Raw genomic sequence first — 24268 nt, forward strand, 5'->3', positions numbered from 1 at the left:
TCACCTGGAGATCCCGATGTCGACCCTGACCGGCCTGTTTTCTCGCGGCCCCAGCTTCTACCTACGCGTCGTGTTGCCCCTGGACCATCCGGGGCGGTCGCGCTATCGCAGCGGACGCGTCGTGCTGTCCCTCGGGGCCTGCAGCCGCCGCGAAGCGATCAGCAAGGGCATCATGCTGCGCGCTGAAGTCCTTCGCGGGGAACTGCCTCCAACGGCATCAGCGGGCCATCCCACTGCCACTGGGCAACTCCTGCCCCTCCCGGCAGCTTCGGGCAACTACGCGACCACCCTGCCTCCCACTGCGCCCCCTCCGGCATACCTGCGGGAAGTCTTCGGCAAATGGACTGAAGCCAAGTCCCGCAACAAGGACACCGTCGCAGCCTGCAAACGGGCCTTGGCGCTCTTCGAACAGCAGACAGGCAACCCTCCCCTTGCCGCGCTCTCGCGGGCCCATGGCGTCGAGTTCCGGGCTTGGCTACAGCACCCCGATCGCGGCACCACGACCAAGACGGCGCACGACCGCATGACCTGGGTGAAGTCGCTGCTGAAGTTCGCCCATGTCGACCTGGAGCTGATCCATCGCCAGCCCTGGGAGGGGCTGGACATCGACTCGTCGACGACACACCGACGGCGTCCTTGGTCTACGGAAGAACTGCAGACCCTGCTGAACGCGCCGCTCCATGCGCAATACGCCTTGCCAGCGGACATCAAGAGCGGCGGCGCAGCGGCGTACTGGGTCCCGTTGCTGGGCATGTTCAGCGGCGCCCGCATCAGCGAGTTGATCCAGCTGCGGCGGCGGGACATCGAGTTGATCAATGGCACGCTGGTCCTGAACATCACCGACGACGGTGACGACCTGCGACTGAAAACCAGCGCTGCAGTTCGGAAAGTACCGGTGCACAGCGAACTGATCCGGCTGGGCTTCGGCGACTACGTCAATGGCATTGCGAGCCCAGACCTGTCGATGTGGCCTGACGTGCCGCGTCGCGACGGCAAGACCGGCGGGTACTTCAGTCATTGGTTTGGTCTACATCGCCGCGCGCTGGGTCTGGGCCGATATCCGGACTTCCACTGCTTCCGACACACGGTCCGCAGCGCGCTCGCGAACGGCGAAGTCGCGGAGACCTTGATCGACGCGTTACTGGGGCATGAGGCGAAGGGCAGCACGGGCGCCCGCGTCTACACGCACCGCGCGCTGGCGGACCTGCGAACAGCTATAGAGAAGATCGAGTACCCGGGGGTCACCGCTTCCGTTGCCTACCTTCGGCATCTTCTACTTTGATCGACATTTGAGGCGCCCGAACGTCTTCGCCTACGCCACCACGCAGCGGCTGAGCATTCCAGCGAATCCGCACGCTCGGTGCACGTGCGCTGTTGCACTTACACGGCAACACGCAGCCGCTTCGCACGTTCCTGGAAAGCACGCTTACCACCCTCCAGGATGGCGCACACTGCTTCCCGGATCGCCGGCTCCTCCAGCCCCCCAGAGACATAGGTCATTTGAGGCAAGCGGCCCGGCTCGTGGCTACCGCAGCGAGCAACGATCACCTGATCCGCATCGGTGTTGACGACCAAGTTCGCGTTATGGGTCACGATGATCACTTGGCGGCGCAGCTTCGCACGCTGGAACTCGACCACAAGTTCATCGTAGATCGACTGCGGGTCCAGGTTCTCCTCAGGCTGGTCGACGATCAGAGGACGGTCGTCCTGGGCATCCACAGCCAAGTACAGCAGCAGCAGCACGATGCCGCGCGTTCCCGGGGACAGTCGTTCGATAGATACACCGTCGAACTCCAGACCGTACCCGACCGAGATGTGATGTGTACTGAACAACCACGCCGAAACGCGCCGCGACCATTCCTTGATCTCCATTTGCTCTGGACGATGACCGCGCAGGTCGGCGGAATGCGCAGCGATGAACTGCTGCAGCGCTTCTCCAGCCTGCGCGGCATCGCCCGTTCGCCAAGCATCGAGCAATGCCAATGACGCTATGCTGCGCAGGCTTCCTTTGCCCTTGAAGGCTCCCGCCGAACGCAAGTCCAGCAGCGACTCGCCCTCCTCGCACCACGCGTCGAGGTCCACATCGCGCCGCACGGTGAATGCGAGCTTGGCAAGCGATCCTTGCGCCTGAGCGATCTGCGCTTTCAGCGGCTGATACAGCGCTTGCAGGGCCTTCTCTTCCTCCAACACAGCCTGGAAGACACCGACATAGTCCGAACGCCTTTGCTGGCGCAACGTGTCAATGCGCTCGTTCGCGCCCTGGCCCTTCGTGATCTCGGCGTCCAGCTTGGTCAGCGCAATCTTGGCCGTCGCAACGCGGTCGCTCATCTGCTTGAAGCGTCTTGCGTTCTGCGCATCCATGCCCACCAGCGTGCGCAACCGCGCAAGCTCGCGCTCCAGCAACTTCAGTGGCTGCCTGGTCAGATCATCGGTGTCAGCCAGCAAGGGAACACTGGAATCAGTCGCGACGGCTGGCGCAGTCGGCGCCGTCAAATCTCCTTCGAGCATGCGCAGCTGGCGCTTTGTCTCTTGCAGTCGCTGCGTGAGCACCGCGTCCACATCTCCCGCAAAGACCAACTTGAACTTATCCCAGTCCGCTGCCGGCAGCGCCGCGTCTGCTCGCTCAAGCCTCAAGACTTCGAGCATTTCCGGCAGCTCGCGCTCGCGCAGGTTTTTGACGTCGGCCACGAGGTGCTGCAGTGCTTCAAGCCTGACCTTGACTGCGATCACCTCGCCCCGTTTGGCCTCCACGGCATCGGCGACCTGGTCGTGACGCTGCGCTCGTGCGGCATCGCCTTTGGGCATCAACGCCTTCATGCCAGCCTCGTCGGTCTGGATGGCCGTCTGCTTAGCCGTACGCTCATTGACCAGGGCAGGCAGCCCGTCTTTGCGCGCCTGCTCGGAGGTCATCATCTCTGAAGTGCGTGAAATGGCCTGGACATGCCGGTTACGGCTGGTTCGAGCCCCCTCCAGGCGTATGTTCAGAAGTTCGTCGAACGAAGTAGCGTCCAGTCGGTCACCCTCCGAGTGCGCATCGAACACGACGCGTTCGATCTCACGTACCAGCGGATCCTCCAGCCCCTCCGCCGAACACAATTGATCGACGAACTGCTGGGACAGGTACTGCACGTGCGGCGCGTCAACGAGGTCCTCCATCTCTAGCCCGGCGAAGGAATTGGAGGTGGTGTCACCGGATTCCCACTGCAGCTGGACCTCGGACTGCTGCAGGTGCTCGCCTGCCCTCCGCAGGAAGGACTTGTCACTCAGGTGTTGGAAAACCGCGCAGCCGCCCATGGCGATGAAATCCGCCAACGCGGTCTTGCCAGATCCACGGGCTCCGATGATGGCAATAAGTCCAGCGTTCAGCTCGATCCTCGCCGGCTTCATCCACGGCGCGTGGCTGACTTCTACAGATCGGATGGCGCTATTGGGTAGCGCGCCACGCGGCGGTTCCTTGCCGATGAAGGCGCGCCCATCGGGGTTCATGCAGGTCTGACGCAGGGCTTCGAAGGTCACCGCGCCTTTGAGCCAGCAATAACGATCCATCAGCGGATTGCCGACCCTGCTGTGATCATGAGCATCCGACCCGTGTAAACAAGGCTTGACGCCACCCCACTTGGCGTTGAGTTCGTCTAGCGTCGCTTGCCCTTTTCCCGCATAGAAGGCCGCCTGCTTGGGATTACCGCTGAAAATGATGTGTGCAAAGGCCTCGATGTTGGTGCGCGTCGCGGCAAAAGATCCAGTCGGATCCCGCAGCCCCGATGTTCCGTCGCGCTCGCCGGCAGCCATAGCGACCAAGCAATTGGCGCGGAACCAGTCGTTGGTCTCCCAGGTCTTGCGCAGGTCCTCGAAGTCGATCTTGAACTGGTTCACCCCAGCCGTGAGTGCCACGCCGTCGTCGACAATTGCGACGTCATGCGCACGCCCTAGGCGCATAAGTTCTGAACGCTCGCAGCGAAACTCATCCTTCATGTAGCGGAACTTGAAGCCCGACAGCAGGCGGCGAATACGCTCGACGTGGTCCTTCTCGTCCGGTGAGAACAGCAGATGCGCGTTGATCGCCGAGTTGGTCCCCGTGCCTAGCGACAGGCGGATTTCAACGTTGGGGAACAGGAGTTCGACGCCCGGCAAGCGCCCGGCGGCCTTCGCCTCGCAGGCCTTCTCGTAGGTGTCAACGAGGAAGTAGTCCGTGATGCCCAGGGCGCGAATGGCCGGCTGCTGCTGGTCGACACGAGTGAAGAATTCGGACCAGGGATCGGCACCGCCATACTGGTCGTTCATCGCCGTACCAGGCGCATGGATGTGGGGGTCCCAGCGATGCCACAACGAACCCCGCGAGGTATCGACCGCGCTTTTGCTCATCTTGTTGTCCCTCTCCCTGTCGCGCAAGTCTACCGGCACGATCCGGGCGTCCGCTAGGGCCAAGGGGGCAACGGGTCAACGGGTCAAGGCCAGGATCTCCAGGGCTTCGGGCATCACGATTTCAGGCGCGCCCTCGGGGCAACTACAGTAGCGACGCCGCGCTGGGCTGCGCTATGTGACGAGCGAGGTTGCGCGCCCGAGATGGATTAACTATGCCGGTTGGCAGTCGTCATGGATCGACGGACCGAGCCGCGACGCATTACTGCGGGAGAGCCTCAATGGCATCGGACGATCTCAGGGAAACCTTCTTGGCATTGCGCGAACAGTGCATCTGGATCCGGACCTGCTTCAACACGTTTATCGGGTTGTTCGAGTCCGGGGGAGTACGCCATCAGCTGATGGACAAGACGGCGCCGCTGTTCTTCCAAGAAATCAATCGGATCCTTTACGAGAACTACATCCTCCAGGTCTGCAAGCTGACAGACAAGGCCAGCACCCCTGTCAAGGGCGGCAAGCGCCTGAACTTGACCGTCGCCCACGTGAACGAGCTGCTAAACGCGGAGGGGATGATGAACCAGGCGATTCAGGACGCGACGGTCGGCCTAGATCGATTTAGGACCCTGATCGAAGAAGCCCGCAACAGGCTGGTGGGCCACAGTGACAAAGTGGCCGTCCTCTCATTCGTTCCGCTTGGCACCCACACTCAGCAGGAGTCGCTGGCCTTCTTCGGGTACATGTTCAACTATGTGGACGCTGTCGGGAATGCGATCGGCGTAGGTCCGCTGGACTTCGGCACCACCTCCTCAAGCGGAGACGTGCACGATCTGTTTAAGGCTCTCAACGGCGGACAGTATCCGCACGAAGACGGCGGCTGAAGTCAGATGCCGTTCATAGGACAGATGCGCCTGAAATGGTGTGAGTCCCATCGGTTTGCTGCTTGACTGGGATTCCAAGGCGGATCGTCACAGGCGCCGTAGACGGTGCGTCCATGTCGAGGGCGCGGCGCTTCGGGGCCACGTACTGCGCTAGCTCCGAAAACATGCGCCCGCGCAGCTCCGGCGGGTTCGACTCGTCCATCGCGATCAGGGCCATGCCCTCGATGGGATCGCAGCCCAGTTCTTCGAGCCGCTCGATGACATCCGCAGTCCTCCGATTCGGAGTTCCCGCTACGCGTCCGCCGGTCTTTCGTCCCATCGCCATCCAAGAATTTTAGGGAGCGTTGGATCAGTTCGACGCATGGTCAACGCGGACGTTGACGATCTGTGACTTCGAGGATGTACCACCCAGGGCTGACCGATGTCTCCCACGATCAGGCCTTCCCCCAACCAGCGAATCAGGGGTCTGTTGCGCATGCGCCAAGGCCCCAAAAAAGGACGGCCTGAGATCGATTGAATCAATGTGGCATGCCGTGAAATTGCTGTTCCTTTCACTCCCGGACCCGCATGTCCATGTCCTTCAAGATCCTTCGACTCCCCTCGGTCTGCGCCCTCATGGGATGCTCCCGATCGACCATCTATCGCCTCGTCGCTGACGGCCTGTGGACGAAACCTGTGAGCCTCTCCTCGGGCTGCATTGGCTGGCCCGAAGACGAAGTCCAGACCATCCTCGGCGCGCGTGTCGCGGGCATGGCCGACGGCGAGATCCGCCGTTTGACTACAGCGCTGCAGGCGCAGCGGGAGGCGTTCAGCGCATGACCCCGTCGAACCTGTCCGCCAACATCGCCAGCCGCGTACCCCACTTCCGTACTTTGGCGGAGACCGAGCAGTGGGCGATCACGCGCATGGCGTGGGCCTGGGCATCGGGCCCATCCCACGATGTGTACGCCGGTTACTGCGCGTTCCCCAAGCAGCGCTTGCGCACCCTGTGGAAGTCGGATCAACGGGCCCGCGATCGCCTGCAGTACCACTACTTCCACGTCCTGCCCGGGATTCGCGGCCAGAGGGTGGCGCACGCGTGGAGGCCCAAGGCCGAGCTGTTGGAAGCCATCCAAGCGTCCTGCGACGACCCGCAGCCCTGTGACCTGCTCGACGACAAAGGAAGGCCGATCAGGCGCTTGCAGACGGCTTTACCAGCCCGGCGGGGACCGTCGAAAAGCTCCTATGTCGGCCTCGCCTGCACCAACGCTGTAGAGATCAACGTCGCGGCCCTGCAGTACTGCAGCGCAGTCGCGCCACGGGAACAGGATCGAAAATTCGCCAAGGCACTGCTGCGCTTGGCCAACAACAAGCTCGCGCCGGGCCGCGTGCCAATCAGGTACGAGGAGAAGGACACGGGCCGCCTGTTCGCGCGCGGTGGCGTCCTGCAGGGATACAGCCGGGAAGCTCGGAAAGCCGCGTTGTCGGGCGCTTGGGACTACGACATCTCCAATTGCCACTTCGCGGTCCTGCGCCACTTTGCGATCCGCCTGGGGATCGAGACCCCGACCGTCGCCGCATACCTGGTCAGCAAACGCGAAACACGTGAAAGGCTCAGCCGGACATGCAATGCGGATGTCGATGCGGTGAAGCAGGCACTGATCGCGCTGGTCTACGGGATGTCCCTGTCCCCTCGCCTGCACGGCTCCCTCGCTCGAACCCTCGGGTCGCAGGACGCAGCGAAGCGCTTCGGACAGGACAAGTTCGTCCGCAGCCTCCTGACCGAGATCAAGACGCTGATCGCCCCATTGATCGAACTCCATGCGAAGCCCTTTGGCCGCGTGGTCAACGCGATTGGCCGGGCGGCGCCCATGAGTCGCGGCAAATGGCGCTTGCTAGCCCACCTCCTCCAGGGGGTCGAGGCATCGGCACTCAGGGCCGTCCTAGATGCGCATGGGGGCGACGTATTGCTCGCAGTGCACGACGGCTGGATCTTCAAGCGTCACGTCGAGCCAGCCGCCGTGGAAGCGTTGATCGAGCGGGCGACCGGCGTGCGACTTTCGCTGGAATGCCAACCCCTACAAACCCCGGTGAATGATCAGACGATATCCAGCATTTCCCATTCAAATCAACAAGTTACAGAACACAGCCTTCAGATCTGTGCCAGTACTGAAGGAAGCCTCCAAACACAAGGACAAGATCCCCTCCAGGCCCAGCCCCTCCCCCAACCCCCTCTCGTCCCTGACATCTTCTACAACACTGATCCCGTCAAGGACCGACCCCGGGGACTGGTTCTGTCAGGCTGTGTGTCCTGGTCGGTTCCGACGCACGTCACCGGCGTCGAGTGGAGCAGCGGGCGGCGCAGAAGAACGGCAGCGCCCGCCGTTGAAGCCGTCGCCATGAACCAGACCGACTAAAGACGCCAAGCAGACGGTCCGGTGATGCGGCACCGGATCCATCGGCGCACGGGCGCGCGATCGTCGCCCTACTCCCCAGATGATCCGGGGATTTGACTATTCATTCCATCTTTCGAGTAAAGTCGAATAATGGAAGAAAACGAAGTCGTCAAAGCCCTCGGTGCTCTCGCCCAACCGCTGCGGCTCCAGGTGTTCCGCGCCCTGGTCGTGGTCGGCCAGAGCGGCCTGACCCCCGGTGCAATCCAGGAAGCCCTCGGCGTACCTGCCGCCACCCTGTCGTTCCACTTGAAGGAACTGGTCGCGTCGGGGCTGGTAACGCAGGAACGCGCCAGCCGCAACCTGATCTACCGCGCCGCGTACGACCAGATGAACGCCCTGCTTGGATACCTGACCAAGAACTGCTGCCAGGGTGATGCCTGCGCGGTGGACAACGACCCGGCCAAGTGCGGCTGCTGAAAGGCCCCCGTGAAGACACCCACCTACAACGTCCTGTTCATCTGCACCCGGAACTCAGCCCGGTCCATCCTCGCGGAAGGCCTGTTGAATCACATGGGCGGCGGACGCTTCAAGGCGTTCTCCGCAGGCAGCGCGCCCAGCGGGCAAGTTCACCTGATGGCCATGGAGGAACTGCAGCAGCTGGGCATCGCGACGGATGGCCTTCGCTCCAAGGGCTGGGATGAATTTGCAGTCGCCGATGCGCCCGTGATGGACTTCGTCTTCACCGTCTGCGATCAGGCTGCTGGCGAGACTTGCCCCGTATGGCCGGGTCAGCCCCTGACCGCTCACTGGGGCATGCCCGATCCGGGGACGGTCGAGGGCCCGGAGGCCACACGTCGGCTGGCCTTCCGCAATGCAGCAATCACCTTGAAGCGGCGCCTGGAATTGATGATGGCGCTGCCCCTGCCAGCGCTCGACCGCATGGCGATCCGCCAGGAAATCACCACCATCGGCAATCGCTGACGCCATGGCCACCAACGTCCTCATCCTGTGCACCCACAACTCGGCGCGAAGCGTGCTGAGTGAAGGCATGCTGAATCACTGGGCATCACGGCTGGGCAAAGACCTGCGCGGATTCAGCGCCGGCAGCGCGCCCAGCGGACGGATCAACCCGCACGCCCTGCACGCGCTTGCGGCTGCTGGTGTCGACGTTGCCGGATTCCGCAGCAAGAGCTGGGACGAATTCATCGGCCCCGAAGCGCCGCAGATGCGCATCGTCATTACCGTCTGCGACAGCGCCGCCGCCGAGCAATGTCCTTACTGGCCGGGCAGCCCCGTGAAGGTGCATTGGGGTTACGCCGATCCGTCCGCTGCCCCCGAGGCCGATCGGGCGGCCGCCTTCGAACTGACCCGGGAAGCCATTGCCTATCGCATGCTTCAACTCACCCTGCTCCCCGTCGCGACGATGACCGACGCGGCGTTGCAGGATGCCTTGATCCGCATTGGCCGCTCATGATGGACAAGGTCACGGCTCTCCCATCGGCCAAGGTCACCGCCCCACCGGCTCGCATCGGCTTCTTCGAGAAGTACCTGAGCGTATGGGTGATGGCGTGCATCGCCATCGGGGTCGGACTCGGACAGGTCGCCCCCGGCCTCGCTCATTCCGTAGCCTCGCTGGAGGTCGCACAAGTCAATGTGCCGGTCGGCGTGCTGATCTGGATCATGATCATCCCGATGCTGCTGAAGGTCGACTTCGCCGCACTGGGTCAAGTGAAGACGCATGCGAGGGGCATCGGGGTCACGCTGTTCATCAACTGGGGCGTCAAGCCATTTTCGATGGCCGTCCTTGCATGGATGTTCATCCGTCATCTGTTCGCGTCCTGGCTGCCCGCCGAGCAGCTCGACAGCTACGTCGCGGGTCTGATTCTCCTGGCGGCAGCACCGTGCACGGCCATGGTCTTCGTCTGGAGTCAGCTGTGCAAAGGTGATCCACTTTTCACGCTGTCGCAGGTCGCGCTGAACGACGCGATCATGGTGATCGCCTTCGCGCCCATCGTCGCGCTTCTCCTCGGGTTGTCCTCGGTCACCGTGCCGTGGGACACGTTGATGACCTCGGTCGGGCTCTACATCGTCCTCCCGGTCGTCATGTCCCAGCTCTGGCGCAGATGGCTCCTGCAGCGCGGCCAAGCCCGCCTGCAGGCAACGCTCGCGAAGCTATCGCCCTTCTCCATCAGCGCGCTGTTGTTGACACTGGTACTGCTCTTCGCCTTCCAGGGCGGCCAGATCATTGAACAACCGCTGGTCATCGCTCTGCTCGCCGTACCCATCCTGATTCAGGTCATCTTGAACTCGGGGCTGGCGTACATCCTCAACCGCAGGTTTGGTGTCCAGCACTGCGTCGCCGGTCCATCCGCACTCATCGGTGCCAGCAACTTCTTCGAGTTGGCGGTCGCGACTGCCATCAGCCTCTTCGGGTTCCAGTCCGGCGCCGCTTTGGCGACCGTGGTTGGTGTTCTGGTCGAGGTCCCCATCATGCTGGCCATCGTCAGCATCGTTAATCGCAGCCAATCCTGGTACGAGCAAGGAAGCCGAAATGCCTGAACTGGACCTGACCTTCCCCGCCCTCGACACAGGCGTCTTTGAAGTGCCTGACCCCGAGCGACTCAAGCCCATTGACCCATCCCGGCACAAGCCGCGGTTCCTGTTGCTTTATGGTTCGCTCCGCGTCAGGTCCTACAGCCGACTGCTGGTATTTGAGGCCGCGCGACTGCTTGAGGCCATGGGCGGGGAGGTCCGTGTCTTCGACCCGTCCGGCCTGCCGCTGCCGGACGACGCCGCTGACACCCATCCCAAGGTCCAGGAACTGCGCCAGTTGGCCGCTTGGTCCGAAGGCATGGTGTGGTGCTCGCCGGAGCGCCACGGCGCCATGACGGGCGTGATGAAGGCACAGATCGACTGGATTCCGCTGACCTCGGGCGCGATCCGTCCGACGCAGGGCAAGACGCTTGCGGTCATGCAGGTATCCGGTGGGTCGCAGAGCTTCAACGCGGTGAACCAGATGCGGGTGCTGGGCCGCTGGATGCGCATGCTCACGATCCCGAATCAGTCATCCGTCGCCAAGGCCTACGACGAGTTCACCGAAGAAGGCCGGATGAAGTCTTCGGCCTACTACGAACGCGTCGTCGACGTGGTCGAAGAGCTGTTCAAGTTCACGTTGCTGACGCGAGACCTGTCCCCCTACCTGGTCGATCGCTACAGCGAGCGGAAGGAAGCATCGAAGAAGGCCCCGCAGGCGACCATCAAGCCGGTCGACAACGGCGTTCCTGTCCAGGGTGACAGCTGTTGCAGCCCAGCTGCAACACAGCCGATCGCCGTCACGCGGAAGAGCGGTTGCGCCCCAGCAGGCAAGACAGCGGGCGATCCAGCCACCGCATCTACAAGCTGCTGCAGCTGACTCGAATGCCGTTGGCCCGGGCCGGAACCACTGCCGCCCTGGGCGTGGCCCAGACACTGGCGTGGGCGTCGACGTACTACCTGCCTGCGATGCTGGCAGCGCCGATGGCGATCGACCTTGGTGTCAGTACTTCGACCGTGTTCGGCGCGTTCTCGATGGCGCTGGTGGTCTCCGCCTGTGTCGGTCCTGCTGCCGGGCGGGCCATAGACCGGCACGGCGGGCGTCCCGTGTTGATGATCAGCAGTCTGGTGTTCTTCGCTGGTCTGGCGCTGCTGGGAAGCGCGCGCAGCACTGCCGGCATGGTCGCTGCCTGGATCGTCTTGGGTGTCGGCATGGGAGGCGGCCTCTATGAAGCAGCGTTCGCGGCCTTGGTCCGCTTGTGGGGTCAAGACTCCAGGGCGGCAATAACTGGAGTGACGCTGCTTGCAGGATTCGCGAGCACCGTCGGGTGGCCGCTGACCAGTCATCTCGAAACCACACTCGGCTGGCGATCGACTTGCTTTGTCTGGGCCGCACTTCACCTGTGCCTCGGCCTGCCGCTCAATGCATTGATCGCCGGGGTAGAGAAGCCCCTCAGCGCCATCGGCGCGCCGCCCATGGACGTGATCGCCCATGTCGCGGCCTCCAAGCCCTCGCGGTACACCACGGCCTTGCTGGCATGGGTCTTCGCCGCCACACTGTTCATCAGTACGGCGATGGCCGCGCATCTTCCGCGACTCCTGCAGGCACAAGGCGCGTCGCTTGAAGGCGCTGTCATGGTCGGCGCACTTATCGGTCCGGCTCAAGTCGCCGCAAGACTGACGGAGTTCGGCCTGATGCGGCATCTACACCCATTGATCGCAGCACGCCTTGCCGCAGCCCTACATCCGTTCGGTGCGATTCTTCTGGGAGTCTTGGGCGCCCCTGCAGCCGCAGTCTTCGGACTGCTACACGGGGCTGGCAACGGGATTCTTACCATCGCCAAGGGAACGCTTCCCCTGTCGATCTTCGGCGCCCAAGGATATGGCAGACGTCAGGGCGTCCTGATGATTCCTGCCCGGTTGGCTCAGGCGATTGCGCCTTGGTCCTTCGGTCTCGCGCTCGATGCGTCCGGTCGCGGGGCACTTGCGATTTCCGGTGCCATCGGTGCACTCGCGTTCGCCAGCCTGTTCGCCCTGACACCCCCGGCGCCTGAAAAGTCATTGCGGGGCATCAAACCTTGAGCGAAGGATCTCAACGCAACCGCGTCGCAGTCAGCCCCTTCGACTGGAGCGCTACAACCCTGCCTGCGCCACCAAGTCTGCGACCGACACGTCCATAGCCCCCGCAAGCTTCACCAGCGTCAACACCGCTGGATTGTTCTTCCCGGTCTCGATGTGGCTGACATAGGACCGGTCCACCTGGGCTTCCAGCGCCAGCCGTTCCTGCGAGATCCCCTTGGCTTCGCGGATACGACGCACTGCAGCCCCCAGCGCAAGAAGCGCCGGGTCGCCTGCAAGCGGGGACCGATGAGCCATCGCTCGATCTTTCCCGGGACGTGAGGCACAATCCACGGGACTTGTCCAACAGACAAGCCGGCCCATGCGGCCAACGCTTTATGCCTGAGCGCTCCCCAGGCACGTGTCCACGGCACCACCCGTGAAGCATCGCTCCCGTCGCGCGTGGGAGCGTCTTCAACCTATTTCGCCATCGGCGGGAAAGGACGTGGGCCATGAAGACCGCCCCGTTCCAGCAGATCAAGATCGAACCCTCGGGCAGCTTCCCGGTGAAGTTCAGGGGTCGCCAGATCGCACACCATCTGGACATGAACGCGGCTGAGCGACGCGGCGTGAAACTCACTATCTTCGAGACCGACGGCAGCGCGCTGATCGCCCAGCTCGACTTCGTCACCGAAGATCCGACGGAGCGTCCGGCAACCTACTGCAGCGGCCTGAAGCAGAAGCGGGACACGTCCCTGCCTGCGCATAAGTCCGGTGCCCCGCGCCCGTCGCAGGTCTGGCCGGTGTTCGAGGAGAACCGCCGCGAGCAGGAAGAACGAGTCGCTGAATGGGTTCGGATGCAGGCCGACGACGTCCTGCCGCCCGGCGCAGGCCACCCCGTGACAACCGTATGGCCCTTGGCGCAAGAGAAGCTCAAGGGGATTCTGAAAAGCAGTGCACTGCACTGCCTGACCCGGGTGCTGGGTCAGTTAGACGATCTCGAAGGCAAGGCCAAGGCCTCGCGCGGGAGCGCAGCATGACCACCGGAACGACGACAGAGCAGGATCATCCGCATCTGATCGCGTTCACGGAAATCTGTGGCCTTTTCAACTGCACGGAATCCAGTTTGATCTCGATGTTGCGTTCAGGTGAACTGCCAGGTGTCAAGTTGGGCAGAGACTGGCGCATCCCCCGCCAGGCGTTCTGGCAACGCCTGAACGAGATGGCGCTGGAGAAGGCCGCCGAGCGGCGTCAGGTCATGGCAGATCTGGATCACACCCCATCCCCGACTTCCGAAGTACCGGTTTATCCGCGTACGCGTGGCCGACCGCGACTTCCCCGCTGAGCGCGCGCACTGATCAATCAGAACCTTCCCTGAAGTGACCAGCGGTGGTCGGATCTGCGACCATTCCCGTCAAAACGAAACTGGCGGGGGACGGCATGGCCGACGATGTTTACAGCGACTCCATTCGAAAATCTGGCTTCGTACTCGAACATCAGGTTGCCCAAGACCTGAAGATCGCGGGCTGGACTGTCATAAGCAACAAGTACTACGTCGACGACCAGTCAGACGCAGTTCGTGAAGTTGATCTTGTGGCCTACCGCACTCGGAAGGTCCAGCACTTCGACGTCTGCACTGTGTTGATCGTCAGCTGCAAGAAGAGCGCAGACAACGCCTGGGCGTTCCTCGCTCGGCCCATAAATCTCAATGACAAGAACTCGGATTGGTGGCCGGTCCACATCTGGTCGAATGACCCTGCCCTTCAATACGTGCTTGGTCAGCCCGGGGTCGGCAAGCAGTTTCACGGCGACGCTCTGCAACACGGAGTGACCGAAGTACTAGAGACGCCGACGGTCGAGGTGTTCGCGTTTCAGGAGATGAAGAAGGGATCCGGTGCAGTCCAGAACGACAAGGCAATCTTCTCGTCCATTACGGGACTGATGAAAGCGCAAGCTTATGAAATGCAGTCACTGCCGGGCAGGAAGAAGGACCCCTGCGTCTATCAGTTCAATCTTGTTTCCGTCGTCGACACCGACCTAGTTCGGATTCACTTTGACGGCGACGGGATCACAAGCGCCCAAGTGCATGGCGAACACTACATCGGGCGCTACATCATCAACAAGGCGGAGACCTTCGCGCGCATCCGACTCGTCGCTGCGACGGCCTTCCAGGATCTGCTTGAAGACTTCGCACGTTTGCATCGATCAAACTGCGACTGGTTTGCCTCCGAATGCACTTCGTTCTATCAAGACATCGTCAAGGATCCGAAGCGCGTCGACGCCCTTGCCGATCTCTTCAACCGCAAAACCTTGCCGATGGTCAACTTCTTTGTACGGCGCAAGTTCGGATCCGAAAAGAAGGTAGGTCCCGCGTTCCTATATTTTGATGAAGCTGATGACATGGTGCGCATCGGCTACGAAGCCGACGACGACGTTACCGATTTCATGGACTCGAACGATGGCGTTCGCGGGACGGTGCAGGCAGGCCTGAAAGCGATTTACCGGTATGAAGGGGATTTCAGCCTTCTTTTCGACATCCCCTTCTAGGCCGTGCGAAAACTGAAAATCCAGCTCGATATTCACCGACCAACTGCGTCAGACATCAATCTTGAGCGCAAGGAACATCCTTCATGAGACTCTAGGCCCCGGGGCCTGTTTGCCTTGGTCCGCATGGGGGGGGGGGCGGGGTAGCGCGCAGTGGGTTGCGTCAACTGCACCCGGCGTTGCATCTGATCGCCTTCAGGCATACGATCCGCGCCTTGTTGTGTATCACCTCCTGTGTCACCCAGGCAGTGAATTGCAGCTCGTGAAGAATGACGATGACGGCTTCAAGCTCTTGCTCGCATGGGGCGCGCCCTCCAACCGGGTCAGATGGGGAACCAAGCAGCCCTAACCGTTGTGACCAGTGCCGAGGGTAAGGCTCGTCAACCTCATTCAAGTGAAAACCGCCGGGAGGCGGTTTTTTCGCTTGGGCAGTTCAGGACGCTAGAACGCCACTTCAGCCGCGCGCGCCGTCTCGTGCTCTCTCAAGTTCGGAACACCCGCGTCGCGACGATCAAGAAAAAGAGCGTCGAGGACTTCCGCCCATCGACGCTCTCAGACCTCAGAGGTCTCTAGACTCCGTACACGGGCGTGTTGCCCGTACCTTTCACCAGATTGATTGCCGACAGGCAATCTGCCTTGTTGTTGTAGCCCTCTCCGCTGTCGGCAATCTTGCGATTGTTCCCAGCAAGAAGGTACCAGCGCCACTGACTGAGGTTGTCGCGATAAACATGGAATGCCATGTTGCCCCCTCAGCGACCGCTCTTGTGCTTGGTCGGATCCACGAGCGTATAGCTCTGTCCCGGCTTCGGCGTAGGCGGCAGGGGATTGCCACGAGTACCGGTCACTTCGTTACCGGTATTGTTGTTCCGGTATTGGCCGGAACGCGGTGTCGGAGTTCCCGGCGTCAATTTTCCTGGCATTTTTGTGCCTTTCAAATCTGCGATTTCGGTTCTCGGAAAACGAGAGGCGCATTGTGCGCAGGCTCACTAAGGGTTTACCGAGGAATGCGTAGACAAGAAAATGTTGCACTGCCACACTTCAAGACCGCGCCTAGGCAACGCTAAGCGCGGCGAGAAGGTCAGGCTGTTTTCATAGGCTTTACTTTCTCGTTGCTCAAGTCCACAACGTTGGACGCTTTCGGGGCATCAGTTGCACAAGAAAGGCTGGTAGCTGGCAGGCTCCAGCCTTTCGCGTTTTGGCACTCTTGGTTCGAGAGTGCTACTCCCAACATTACCGAATTATCCGGTCGAGTGCAAGTCTCTCACGAAGAACTATCCACAGGAAAGTTCAGATCTAGATCGCACCTAGAAGAGAGTTTTCCATTGCCAGCATTGGAGTTTTTTAGCATTCGCTAAATTTCGATGGAAATCGACGCCCACTTGTAAACAGCTTAACAACAGCCGTCCAGCCCTCTTAGAGCCTAGCATTGATGCTGTACTAATCCACAGGCATGCTGACCGCTGTTGAGATACGTAAGGCGTCTGGCGTTGAAGCGGACACAGGTGATAAGAACCACAGCGCTGGACATCGGTCGCGCCAAAATTCCAAGCTATCCCTGCCAGCGCAGCTTGGTCAACACTTCTCCGCTATGCCCAGTCTGTCTGCCCTTGACCGATTCAGCACTGCGCAAGCTCCGCAGGTCGCCGACGTCCTCGCCGAGCTCAAGCGCGGCCGCAAGCTCAGCCATTGGATGTGGTACTTCTTCCCCCAGCTCCGTGGGCTGGGCGTGAGCAGCACGGCGCAGTTCTACGGGATCGAGTCACTGGACGAGGCGATCGCCTACCTCGACCACGACGTCCTCGGCCCGCGCCTGCGCGAGTGCGTCGCGCTGATGAACACCCACCGCAACAAGACCGCCGAGCAGATCCTGGGCTCCGTGGACGCAATGAAGTTCCGCTCATCGCTGACGCTCTTCGCGAAGGCGTCGGGCGACGAGGCCGTGTTCATCGAAGCGCTCGATCGCTACTTCAGCGGCCAGCCGGATCCGCGCACGCTGGATCTCCTGCGCTGACTGCGTTCCGCTGCCTCCGGCATCACGTCTCTTTCCATGACCACACACCGCCCCTCGCGCAACGGCGCCCTGCTGCTCGCAGCCTCCTGCTTCGCCACCCTCGTGCACAGCGCCCCGACGACGGCTGTCGAGCGGCCCACCAGCATCTGCAACTTCGGCGCCTTCGTCGCCGAGACCGACCCCGCCGGACTCAAGGTCCGCGCCGCGCCGGACCCGCGCGCCAAGGTCCTCGGCACGCTGCCGCCCACCTTCATCGAGCCGTCGGCCGGCTATGGCGTGCGCGTCGAGGTCGACGTCGCCGGCGCGCGCAACGGCTGGTTCCTGATCCGCAACGCCAGCGACAACGAGGCATTGACCGACCGCCCCGCACGGCCGATGTTCTCGGGCGAAGGCTGGGTCAGCGGCAGCAGGTTGACCGTGAAGTCGCAGGCCGATGTCGGACGCGCAGGACCGAGCCCGAAGGCCGTCGCCGTGCTGCGCATCGGCGACAACGAGACCTTCGACAACGACATCGTCATCGAGGCTGGACGCCTCGCGGACTGCAACGGGAAGTGGGCGCAGGTGGAGTTCGCCGACCAGCGCTTCCCGGCCAAGGATCGACGCTCGCTGAAGATCGACGCCGCCGCCCGCGCAGGCCTGCCGCCGGGCCGGTTCCGGGCCTGGGTGAACCGGATCTGCGCGATCCAGGAAACCAGCTGCGATGGCCTCGCCGGCGACGAGGCCGCCGACGCCACGCCCTGAGCACGTAACGCGCAGGGGTTGTTAGAGTCGCAGCATCCCCCGCGCCGCCCATGCCCGCCTTCACCCGCCTCCCCTGCCCACTCCCCGGCGTCGACATCGTCAGCGCCGACAGCGCGAAGGCGTTCCCTCGTCACATCCACGATGAATTCGGCATCGGCCGCATCGATCGCGGCGCGCAGAAGACCGCGAGCGGCCGCGGCATGGTCCAGTCCGTCGCCGGCGACGTCATCACCGTCAACCCTGGCGAGGTCCACGATGGCCTCCCGCTCGGCGATCACGGCCGCGCCTGGCGCATGCTGTACCTGTCGCCCGATCTCGTCGGTGATCTCGTCGCCGACATCGCCGAGGGCCGCGCCGTCGGCGACGTCGAGTTCCATCGACCCACACTGCACGACGATCGCATCGCCGGTCGCTTCGAATCGCTCTTCCACGCGATGGCCAGCACGCCGACCGCGTCCACCGACACACTCCGCGTCGACGGCGCGCTGCTCCTGCTGTTGCAGTCGCTGCTCCAGCCGCGCGCCGTCGCGCTGCCCGCGATCCCAGCAGGCATCGCGATCGCCCGCTCGCGGCTCGACGACGACCTCACCGCCGCGGTCAGCCTCGCAGACCTCGCTCGCGAGGCCGGGTTGAGCCGATTCCAGTTCCTGCGCGGGTTCACCCGCGCGACGGGACTTCCGCCTCACGCCTACCTCGTGCAACGCCGCTTGCAGCAGGCACGCCGACTGATCGCGCTCGGCACGCCGCTCGCGGATGTCGCCGCCGCCAGCGGCTTCTTCGACCAGAGCCACCTGACACGCCACTTCGTCCGATGCTTCGGCATCGCGCCGGGCGCGTACGCCGCCGCGCTTCGTTGAGTCGGCTGAGCGTGAGTCAGCCGAGATCGCCTGCAATTTCGTCCAAGACGCGCCGCCGGCGCGCCTCGACCATGACCTCCCCGCCTTCAACGCCCCGAGGTCCGTCGTGCCCTTCTCTTCGCTCTCGAATCCCGAGTTCCTGATCACCTCGCTGATCGTCGTGGCCTCGCCCGGCACCGGCGCGCTGGTCACCCTTGCCGCCGGGCTGTCGGGCGGCGCGCGGGCCTCGATCCACGCCGCCCTCGGCTGCACGATCGGCATCGTCCCCCACATGCTGGCCGCGATCACCGGCCTGGCCGCCCTGCTACACGCCAGCGCCGTCGCCTTCGACGCGGTGAAGTACGTCGGCGTCGTCTACCTGCTCTACATGGCCTGGATGTCGCTGAAGGACAGCGGACCGCTCGCCGTCGACACTGACAGCCCGCCGCGCTCCGCGCGCGAGGTCGTGGCCAACGCGGCCCTCGTGAACCTGCTCAACCCGAAGCTCTCGATCTTCTTCCTCGCCTTCCTGCCGCAGTTCATCGCCCGCGACGAGCCGCACCCGACGCCGTTGATGGTCGAGCTCTCCCTCGTCTTCATGGCCATGACCTTCGCCGTGTTCGCGGTCTACGGCGTCTTCGCCGCCGCGATGCGCGACCGCGTGCTCACGCGCCCTCCCGTCCTGCGCTGGATGCGCCGCGGCTTCGCGGCCGCCTTTGTCGGACTGGGCGTGAAGCTCGCGCTGGTCCAGCGTTGAAGGGCGCCCCCAGCGGACCCGGTCGACGCGTGTCGGCCCTGGTCGATCCTAGTCGGCCGCGCCCGCCGCCGGCATCACGCCGTCGAAGTCGAACAGCTCCACCTTCTTGGGCTGCCCCGACCGCCGCTCCACCTTGTGCTGCGGCCCGATCGCCTTGCCGGTGCGGGCGTCGATGAGCTTGAGCTCCACCGGCTCCCCCGTCTCGGTGTCGACCAGCCGCACCGGCTTGTTCTTCAAGGCCGCGTGCTTGTTGCCCCAGGTCAGCAGCGCCAGCATCACCGGTCGCAAGTCCCGACCCTTGGGCGTCAGCACGTACTCGTAGCGCGGCGGCTTGTCGCTGTAGAGCCGCTTCTTGAGCAGCTCCCGCTCCACCAGTTCCGCCAGCCGGCGCGTCAGCGTGTTGGAGGCGATGCCCAGTTCGGTCGCGAACTCGTCGAAGCGGTGGTGACCGTAGAACACCTCGCGCAGGATCAGCACGCTCCAGCTGTCGCCCAGCATGTCCGTCGCCCTCGCCACCGGACAGGCCATGTCTTCGAAGCTCGTGCGGCGCATCGGGGATCTCCTTGTGGGTGACCAGCCCCGCCGCACCCGATCGGCGCGACGGCGGTCCGGCCGTCCCGCGATTCTCACTGACTTTCATCATGGAAGTTAGTTGACGAATCAGCAACAGTGCATTCCCAAGCCAGTGACTTCCATGATGCAAGTGACGTTCCTATAGTCCGCTCCATCGCTCGCCACCCGGCGGGCCTTCGGAGTCCTTCCATGACCGCTTCAACGCCTTCCGCTTCCTCTTCAGCCGCCACGCCGCCGCGCCGCGCCCTCGGACGCGCCTCGCTGAAATGGGCCGTGCTGACGGCCGTCGTGCTCGGGATCGCCGCCTACGGCGCGCACTGGTGGACGGTGGGCCGATTCCATGAGGAGACCGACGACGCCTACGTCGGCGGCGACGTGACCGTGATCGGCGCGAAGGTCACGGGCTACATCACCGAGCTGCCGGTCACCGACAACCAGTTCGTCCACGCCGGCGACCTGCTCGCCCGCATCGACAGCCGCGACTACCAGGCCGCGCTGCAACGTACCATCGCCGCGGTCGAGGCGCAGGACGCCGCGATCGCCAACCTCGGCGCCTCCGCCGCACTGCAGCAGGCGGTGATCGCGAAGGCCCGCGCCGGCATCGACGCCGCTTCGGCTGAAGAGCAGCGCGCGCGCGACGATTTCGCGCGCTACAAGGACCTCGTCGGCCGCGCGGCCGTGTCGGTCGAAAGCAGCCAGCGCGCCGAAGCGAGCTTCAAGACCGCGCAGGCCGGCTCCGCACGCGCCCGCGCCGAGCAGCAGGCCGCGGAGCGCCAGCTCGACGTCATCGCCACGCAGAAGCGCCAGGCGCAGGCCGCGCTCGCCCAGGCCCGCGCCGAACGCGACATCGCCCAGCTCAACCTGGGCTACACCGAGCTGCGCGCACCGCGCGACGGCTACATCGGCAACCGCAAGGCGCGGCTCGGCACCTACGTCGGCGTCGGCACGCCGCTGCTGTCGGTGGTCCCGGCACAGGGCCTGTGGATCGACGCGAACTTCAAGGAGGACCAGCTCGCGCGCATGACCACCGGCCAGCCGGTGAACATCCGCGCGGACGCCTGGCCCGGCGTCGTGCTGCACGGCACGCTCGGCAGCCTCGCGCCGGCAACGGGCGCGCAGTTCAGCGTGCTGCCCGCGGAGAACGCGACCGGCAACTTCACCAAGATCGTCCAGCGCGTGCCGGTGCGCATCCAGCTCGATCCGGCCGATGAGCGCCTGGGCCGGCTGCGTCCGGGCCTGTCCGTCGTCGTCGAGGTCGACACCAACCACGCTGGCGCCGGCACCAAGAGCGCCAGCGCGGACGCCACCAAGACCGCGACGACCACCGCGAGCGTGCAATGAGCACCGCCCTTGCCACGGCGGACGACGGGTCGGCGCCACCCCCACCGGCGCGCAAGCGCCCGCCCTTCTGGTCCGACATCGTCGTCCCCATCGACCAGCTCACCACGCGCGACAAGGTGCTGGCCTTCGCCACCATGTGCGTGGGCATGTTCATCGCGCTGCTGGACATCCAGATCGTGTCGGCGTCGCTGCGCGACATCGGCGGCGGCCTCTCGGCCGGCGCGGACGACACCACCTGGGTGCAGACCAGCTACCTGATCGCCGAGATCATCGTGATCCCGCTCTCGGGCTGGCTCGCGAGCGTGGTCTCGACGCGATGGCTGTTCGCCGTCTCGGCGCTGGGCTTCACGCTGACCAGCCTGCTGTGCGGCCTGGCCTGGAACATCCAGAGCATGATCGCCTTCCGCGCGCTGCAGGGCTTCCTGGGCGGCTCCATGATCCCGATGGTCTTCACCACCGCGTTCATGTATTTCAGCGGCAAGCAGCGCGTGATCGCGGCGTCCACCATCGGCGCGATCGCCTCGCTGGCGCCCACGCTCGGTCCCGTCGTCGGCGGCTACATCACCGACGTGCTGTCCTGGCAGTGGCTCTTCTACATCAACCTGCTGCCGGGCCTGGTCGTGACCGTCGTCGTGCCGCTGATGGTGCGCGTCGACAAGCCCAATCTCTCGCTGCTCAAGGGCGCGGACTACCTGTCGATGGTGCTGCTCGCGGTGTTCCTCGGCTGTCTGGAATACACGCTCGAAGAGGGGCCGCGCTGGAACTGGTTCAGCGACTCGACCATCGTCGCCACCGCGTGGATCGCCGGCGTGACGGGCATCGCGTTCATCGCGCGCAGCCTCACGCACGCGCATCCCATCGTCGACCTGCGCGCGCTCAAGGACCGCAACTTCGCGCTGGGCAGCCTGTTCTCGTTCATCACCGGCATCGGGATCTTCGCCACCATCTACCTGACGCCGCTGTTCCTCGGCCGCGTGCGCGGCTACGGCGCGCTCGACATCGGCTTGGCCGTGTTCTCCACCGGCGTGTTCCAGGTGATGTCGATCCCGCTGTACGCCTTCCTCGCCAGCCGCTTCGACCTGCGCTGGATCCTCTTCGCGGGGCTCTCGCTCTTCGCGCTGTCGATGTGGGAGTTCGCGCCGATCACGCATGACTGGGGCTCGCATCAGCTGCTGCTGCCGCAGGCGCTGCGCGGCATGGGCCAGCAGCTCAGCGTGCCGCCGGTGGTGACGCTGGCGCTCGGGGCGCTGCCGCCGGCCCGGCTGAAGCTGGCCTCGGGGCTGTTCAACCTGATGCGCAACCTCGGCGGCGCCATCGGCATCGCGGCCTGCGCGACCATCCTCAACGACCGGACCAACCTGCACTTCCAGCGCCTGTCCGAGCACCTGACCACCCGCAACGAGGCGATGACCCAACTGCTGGCATCGACCGGCGCATCGCTGTCGGCCTCGATGCCATCGGGCGACGCCGCCACCGCCGCGCTGCGCCAGCTCTGGTCGCTGACCTACCGCGAGGCGCTGACGATGACCTTCGCCGACGCCTTCCTGATCGTGATGGGCTGCTTCATCGTCGCGCTGGTCTTCGTACCGATGCTGCGCAAGATCGCGCCGCCCGCCGCGCCCTCCGCCGATGCGCATTGATGCCCTCGCCTGTTCCGAATCCTTCGACTTTCTAGGAGACCCGCCATGACGCTCCTGCATTCCGTCTCTCTCCGCCCGCTGATCCGGCTCGCGCCGCTGGCCCTCGCCGCCTTTCTCGTCGCCTGCGCGCAGATGCCCGGGCCCGGTGAACGCCCCCGCGCGCTCGACGACCGCTTCGCCGGCCAGTCCCTGATCGCGCAGCACCAGGACGGCGTCGCGCCGGCCACGCTGGGCACCTGGTGGCAGGACTTCGACGATCCGGCGCTGACCGCGATCGTCCAGCGCGCGCTGGACCAGAACCTGGACCTCGCCATCGCGCTGGCACGGGTCGACCAGGCGCGCGCCGCGGCGCAAGGCGCCGGCGCGCAGCGCCTGCCGCAGGGCGCGGTGCAAGGACAGCTGCTCACTCAGCGCCAGTCGCTGAAGAGCCCCGAGGGTTCGCTCGCCCATGGCTTCCCGGGCTACGACCGGAATCAGACCTTGCAGACGCTCGGCGTGGGTGCGAGCTGGGAGGCCGATCTCGCCGGCGGTTTGCGACAAGGCGAGACCGCCGCGGTCGCCGAGTGGCAGGCCGCGGAAGCCGCGCGGCTGGGTGCGCGCGTGACCGTGGCCGCCGAAGCCGCCGATGCCTACTTCCGTGTGCGCGGCGCGCAGGCCCGCATCGAGGTCGCCAAGGCCCATCTGCGCACGCAGTCGCAATTGCTGCAATTGATCCAGGACCGGTTCAAGGGCGGGCTCGCCGCGCAGCGCGAAGTCGCGGAGGCCCAGGCGTTGCAGCTGCAGGCGCGTGGCACGCTGCCGCCGCTGAGGACCGAGCTCGCGCAGCAGCAGCATCGCCTCGACGTGCTGATGGGCGAGCAGGCCGGGACCTATGCGGCGAAGCTGATGTCGGCATCGCAGGCGCAATCGCAATCGCAATCGCAATCGCAAGCCTCATCGCTGACAGCCTCGCAGGCGACCTCGCGGTCATCGACGTACCGCGTCCCCACGCTGCCCGGCGACCTGACGCCCGCCACGCTGATGCGTCGTCGTCCCGACGTCATCGCCGCCGAGCGCCAGCTCGACGCCAGCCAGGCCCGCATCGGCGTGGCGACGGCCGAGTACTACCCGCGCCTGACGCTGGGCGGGGTGCTGGGCGCGTCCAGCCTGCACGGCGGGCTGTTCAGCTCGCAGGCGTTCCAGCCGCAGGCGCTACTCGGCCTGCACTGGCGGCTGTTCGACTTCGGCCGCGTCGATGCCGAAGTCGCGCAGGCGCGTGGCGCGCGGGCCGAGGCGCTCGCGCAGGTGCGGCAGCGGATGCTACGGGCGACCGAGGATGTCGAGAACGCCCTCGTCACGCTGTCCGAGCTGGAGCAGCAACGCGGCGACCTCGCGAAGGAAGTCCGCGCGCATCAGGTCGCGCGCGACGCGGCCGAGGACGCCTACAAGGGCGGCGCCGCCAGCCTGATCGAAGTGCTGCAGGAAGATCGTCTGCTGCTCGGCGCGCGCGACCAGCTCGCGCAACTGGACGCGAACCATGCACGGGCCGCCGTGTCGGCGTTCCGCGCCTTCGGCGGCGGTTGGGACGCTGCGGAAAACCCGACGCGCTAGCCGCCCGGTCGACGACCCGGCCTCGTTAGCATC

At 64.5% G+C, this 24268-nt stretch carries 24 protein-coding genes and 1 pseudogene; 20 read left to right on the forward strand and 5 right to left on the reverse strand.

Annotated features, from left to right (window positions below; genetic code table 11):
• Window positions 1-16: 16 nt before the first annotated feature.
• Window positions 17-1282, forward strand: a complete 1266-nt coding sequence (locus tag ABE85_RS12970; protein WP_197507001.1) for a site-specific integrase — start codon at window positions 17-19, stop codon at window positions 1280-1282.
• Between the two features lie 98 nt (window positions 1283-1380).
• On the opposite strand, the gene ABE85_RS12975 is transcribed toward ABE85_RS12970, so the two are convergent.
• Window positions 1381-4362, reverse strand: a complete 2982-nt coding sequence (locus ABE85_RS12975; RefSeq protein WP_067282637.1) for a TrlF family AAA-like ATPase — start codon at window positions 4360-4362, stop codon at window positions 1381-1383.
• 278 nt (window positions 4363-4640) lie between these two features.
• On the opposite strand from ABE85_RS12975, the gene ABE85_RS12980 reads away from it, so the two are divergent.
• Window positions 4641-5237: a hypothetical protein gene (locus ABE85_RS12980; protein WP_067274983.1), complete on the forward strand. Its 597-nt coding sequence runs from the start codon at window positions 4641-4643 to the stop codon at window positions 5235-5237.
• A 13-nt stretch (window positions 5238-5250) separates the two neighbouring features.
• Here the strand turns inward: ABE85_RS12980 and ABE85_RS12985 are convergent, their stop codons facing one another.
• A complete protein-coding gene (locus tag ABE85_RS12985; RefSeq protein ID WP_157522338.1) occupies window positions 5251-5556 on the reverse strand; it encodes a hypothetical protein in 306 nt (101 codons plus the stop codon).
• Between the two features lie 254 nt (window positions 5557-5810).
• On the opposite strand from ABE85_RS12985, the gene ABE85_RS12990 reads away from it, so the two are divergent.
• From ABE85_RS12990 to ABE85_RS13025, 8 genes and pseudogenes are all read left to right on the forward strand, one after another.
• Complete coding sequence (locus tag ABE85_RS12990) at window positions 5811-6056, forward strand: AlpA family transcriptional regulator (protein WP_067282640.1); 246 nt, start codon at window positions 5811-5813, stop codon at window positions 6054-6056.
• Window positions 6053-7633, forward strand: a complete 1581-nt coding sequence (locus tag ABE85_RS12995; RefSeq protein WP_067274989.1) for a hypothetical protein — start codon at window positions 6053-6055, stop codon at window positions 7631-7633. Before ABE85_RS12990 ends, ABE85_RS12995 begins: the two co-directional genes overlap by 4 nt.
• 129 nt (window positions 7634-7762) lie before the next feature.
• The gene (locus ABE85_RS13000; protein WP_067274992.1) at window positions 7763-8089 is read left to right on the forward strand and encodes a helix-turn-helix transcriptional regulator; all 327 of its coding nucleotides are present in this window, start codon (window positions 7763-7765) and stop codon (window positions 8087-8089) included.
• Window positions 8090-8098: 9 nt separating this feature from the next.
• Window positions 8099-8593 carry an arsenate reductase ArsC gene (locus ABE85_RS13005; protein WP_067274994.1) on the forward strand — a complete coding sequence of 165 codons (495 nt, stop codon included), beginning with the start codon at window positions 8099-8101 and terminating at the stop codon, window positions 8591-8593.
• A gap of 4 nt (window positions 8594-8597) precedes the next feature.
• A complete protein-coding gene (locus ABE85_RS13010) occupies window positions 8598-9086 on the forward strand; it encodes an arsenate reductase ArsC (protein ID WP_067274997.1) in 489 nt (162 codons plus the stop codon).
• Complete coding sequence (gene arsB, locus ABE85_RS13015; protein ID WP_067282642.1) at window positions 9086-10171, forward strand: ACR3 family arsenite efflux transporter; 1086 nt, start codon at window positions 9086-9088, stop codon at window positions 10169-10171. The genes ABE85_RS13010 and arsB overlap by 1 nt, the downstream gene beginning before the upstream one ends.
• Window positions 10164-10853 (forward strand): annotated as a pseudogene (arsH, locus tag ABE85_RS13020) (arsenical resistance protein ArsH); the annotation flags it as partial. The gene arsB and the pseudogene arsH, both read left to right, overlap by 8 nt.
• Before the next feature lie 176 nt (window positions 10854-11029).
• The gene (locus tag ABE85_RS13025) at window positions 11030-12226 is read left to right on the forward strand and encodes an MFS transporter (protein ID WP_067274999.1); all 1197 of its coding nucleotides are present in this window, start codon (window positions 11030-11032) and stop codon (window positions 12224-12226) included.
• A 51-nt stretch (window positions 12227-12277) separates the two neighbouring features.
• Here the strand turns inward: ABE85_RS13025 and ABE85_RS13030 are convergent, their stop codons facing one another.
• The gene (locus ABE85_RS13030) at window positions 12278-12520 is read right to left on the reverse strand and encodes a helix-turn-helix domain-containing protein (protein WP_067275001.1); all 243 of its coding nucleotides are present in this window, start codon (window positions 12518-12520) and stop codon (window positions 12278-12280) included.
• A 194-nt stretch (window positions 12521-12714) separates the two neighbouring features.
• Between ABE85_RS13030 and ABE85_RS27960 the strand changes: the two genes are divergently transcribed.
• From ABE85_RS27960 to ABE85_RS13040, 3 genes are all read left to right on the forward strand, one after another.
• A complete protein-coding gene (locus ABE85_RS27960) occupies window positions 12715-13242 on the forward strand; it encodes a hypothetical protein (protein ID WP_067275004.1) in 528 nt (175 codons plus the stop codon).
• Window positions 13239-13547 carry a helix-turn-helix domain-containing protein gene (locus ABE85_RS27965; protein ID WP_197507002.1) on the forward strand — a complete coding sequence of 103 codons (309 nt, stop codon included), beginning with the start codon at window positions 13239-13241 and terminating at the stop codon, window positions 13545-13547. Before ABE85_RS27960 ends, ABE85_RS27965 begins: the two co-directional genes overlap by 4 nt.
• A gap of 95 nt (window positions 13548-13642) precedes the next feature.
• Entirely contained in the window at window positions 13643-14749 is a 1107-nt protein-coding gene (locus ABE85_RS13040; RefSeq protein WP_067275007.1) for a hypothetical protein, read from the forward strand.
• A 566-nt stretch (window positions 14750-15315) separates the two neighbouring features.
• On the opposite strand, the gene ABE85_RS26965 is transcribed toward ABE85_RS13040, so the two are convergent.
• Window positions 15316-15486, reverse strand: a complete 171-nt coding sequence (locus tag ABE85_RS26965; RefSeq protein WP_082938582.1) for a DUF1508 domain-containing protein — start codon at window positions 15484-15486, stop codon at window positions 15316-15318.
• 848 nt (window positions 15487-16334) lie between these two features.
• Here ABE85_RS26965 and ABE85_RS13045 point away from each other — a divergent pair.
• The 4 genes from ABE85_RS13045 to ABE85_RS13060 all read left to right on the forward strand — a co-directional run bounded on the left by ABE85_RS13045 (window position 16335) and on the right by ABE85_RS13060 (window position 19091).
• Window positions 16335-16757, forward strand: a complete 423-nt coding sequence (locus ABE85_RS13045) for a DUF1810 domain-containing protein (RefSeq protein ID WP_067275010.1) — start codon at window positions 16335-16337, stop codon at window positions 16755-16757.
• Between the two features lie 36 nt (window positions 16758-16793).
• On the forward strand, window positions 16794-17498 hold the full coding sequence (locus ABE85_RS13050) for an SH3 domain-containing protein (RefSeq protein ID WP_067275012.1): 705 nt from the start codon (window positions 16794-16796) through the stop codon (window positions 17496-17498).
• Between the two features lie 50 nt (window positions 17499-17548).
• The gene (locus ABE85_RS13055; RefSeq protein WP_067275015.1) at window positions 17549-18355 is read left to right on the forward strand and encodes an AraC family transcriptional regulator; all 807 of its coding nucleotides are present in this window, start codon (window positions 17549-17551) and stop codon (window positions 18353-18355) included.
• A gap of 106 nt (window positions 18356-18461) precedes the next feature.
• The gene (locus tag ABE85_RS13060) at window positions 18462-19091 is read left to right on the forward strand and encodes a LysE family translocator (protein WP_067275017.1); all 630 of its coding nucleotides are present in this window, start codon (window positions 18462-18464) and stop codon (window positions 19089-19091) included.
• A gap of 48 nt (window positions 19092-19139) precedes the next feature.
• Here the strand turns inward: ABE85_RS13060 and ABE85_RS13065 are convergent, their stop codons facing one another.
• Window positions 19140-19643: a helix-turn-helix domain-containing protein gene (locus tag ABE85_RS13065; RefSeq protein ID WP_067275020.1), complete on the reverse strand. Its 504-nt coding sequence runs from the start codon at window positions 19641-19643 to the stop codon at window positions 19140-19142.
• A 210-nt stretch (window positions 19644-19853) separates the two neighbouring features.
• Here ABE85_RS13065 and ABE85_RS13070 point away from each other — a divergent pair, with 210 nt between their 5' ends.
• From ABE85_RS13070 to ABE85_RS13080, 3 genes are read left to right on the forward strand one after another with little or no spacing between them, the layout of a single operon-like run.
• Window positions 19854-21005 (forward strand): HlyD family secretion protein, encoded by a 1152-nt coding sequence (locus ABE85_RS13070; protein WP_067275022.1) that lies wholly within the window; start codon window positions 19854-19856, stop codon window positions 21003-21005.
• Window positions 21002-22645 carry a DHA2 family efflux MFS transporter permease subunit gene (locus ABE85_RS13075; protein ID WP_082938583.1) on the forward strand — a complete coding sequence of 548 codons (1644 nt, stop codon included), beginning with the start codon at window positions 21002-21004 and terminating at the stop codon, window positions 22643-22645. The genes ABE85_RS13070 and ABE85_RS13075 overlap by 4 nt, the downstream gene beginning before the upstream one ends.
• A 45-nt stretch (window positions 22646-22690) precedes the next feature.
• The gene (locus ABE85_RS13080; protein ID WP_067275027.1) at window positions 22691-24235 is read left to right on the forward strand and encodes a TolC family protein; all 1545 of its coding nucleotides are present in this window, start codon (window positions 22691-22693) and stop codon (window positions 24233-24235) included.
• Window positions 24236-24268 lie beyond the last annotated feature (33 nt).

Origin of the sequence: Mitsuaria sp. 7 (assembly GCF_001653795.1) — a bacterium.
GTDB lineage: Bacteria > Pseudomonadota > Gammaproteobacteria > Burkholderiales > Burkholderiaceae_C > Roseateles.